Below are 1,253 nucleotides of genomic sequence, written 5' to 3' on the forward strand. Positions count from 1 at the left end.
CTGGTCACCACCGCCAGGTCCGCGCCGGCGAGCAGGTCGGCCACGTCGGTACGGTGCCCCAGCAGGGTCACCGGCGCGCGGGCGGCGGAGGTCCGTGCCGCGAGCGGCAGGTAGGCCGGCCCGCTGCCCGCGATCACCACGACCGGCGGCGGGGTACGGGTACGCCAGCGGGCCGCCGCGTCGATCAGCACGTCGTAGCGTTTCTGCGGGTGCAGTCGACCGACCGAGACGATCAGCGGCTGGTCCGGGCGGACCCCGAACTCGGCGCGTACCGCCGCCGGGCGTCGACGCGGCGCGGGCAACGTCGGCGCGGCGACCGGGGCGAGCCGGGCGTCCGCGGCGCCCACCTCGGCGGCCCGTCGCACCAGGTCCATGGAAGCGCCGAGCGCCACCCGCACGCCCCGGGCCACCACCCGTTCGACGAGCCGGGACACCCCGCCGCGCAGTCCCCCGGCGAGCACCGCGTTGTGCCAGGTGACGACCAGCGGGGCGGTGGGGCGGGCCAGCACGGCGACCAACCCGGCCCGCAGGCCGTGCGCGTGCACCACGTCGACGCTGGCGGCGGCGAGCACCCTACGCAGGGCGAGCACCGCCCGGGCGTCGGCCGGAGTCGGACTGGCCGGGATCTCCACCGGCGCGAAACGCGCACCGACACCGGTGAAGTCGAACTGCTCCTGAGTCGCCGCGGGCCCGCAGACCAGCACGCTGGTGCCGCCCGCGACGAGGCCACCGGCCACCGAGCGGACGTGCTGGCCGACGCCACCGGTGCTCGACGCGAGCACCAACGCGACGGTGCCCGACCAGCCGGTGGGCAGAGCTGGCTCAGTCATCGCGTCGCCGTCTCCTTCCCGTCGCCCCGCTCCGCGGCGTCCGCGCCCGGTGTCGGCGCACCGCCGGACGGCCCCCGCCGGCCCAGACGCCGCAGCACCCCGGCGAGCAGTGGCTGTACGTCCCGCCGGTCGACGAACCAGACCACGGCGAGGAACACAACCCCAACCAGAACCCCGGACAGCATGCCCTGACCGAACGCCGCCGCGATCGTCGGGGTGCCGCCGTCCGACGGGGCGAGCCAACCGGTGAGGCCCCACCCGGCGAGCCCGGCGAGCACACCGCCGAGGCCACCGGCCGCCCCGGCCCGCCCCGCGCCGGCGAGGGCGCGACGGCCGGCGCCGCGCAGCACCGCCAGGAGCAGCAGGGCACCGAGCACCAGCATCCCCACCGAGTTCGCCGACGTCACCGCGAGCACCCGGTCG

1 protein-coding gene and 1 pseudogene are annotated in these 1,253 nt (G+C 77.6%); both read right to left on the bottom strand.

Features of this window, described 5'->3' with window-relative positions; translation table 11 throughout:
* On the bottom strand, positions 1-830 hold an 830-nt coding region (locus KBX53_RS33405), incomplete at its 3' end, for a glycosyltransferase family 4 protein (protein ID WP_210863849.1).
* Positions 827-1,253 (bottom strand): annotated as a pseudogene (locus KBX53_RS33410) (virulence factor MviN); the annotation flags it as partial. The gene KBX53_RS33405 and the pseudogene KBX53_RS33410, both read right to left, overlap by 4 nt.

Source organism: Micromonospora sp. M51, from assembly GCF_018070305.1.
GTDB lineage: Bacteria > Actinomycetota > Actinomycetes > Mycobacteriales > Micromonosporaceae > Micromonospora > Micromonospora parva.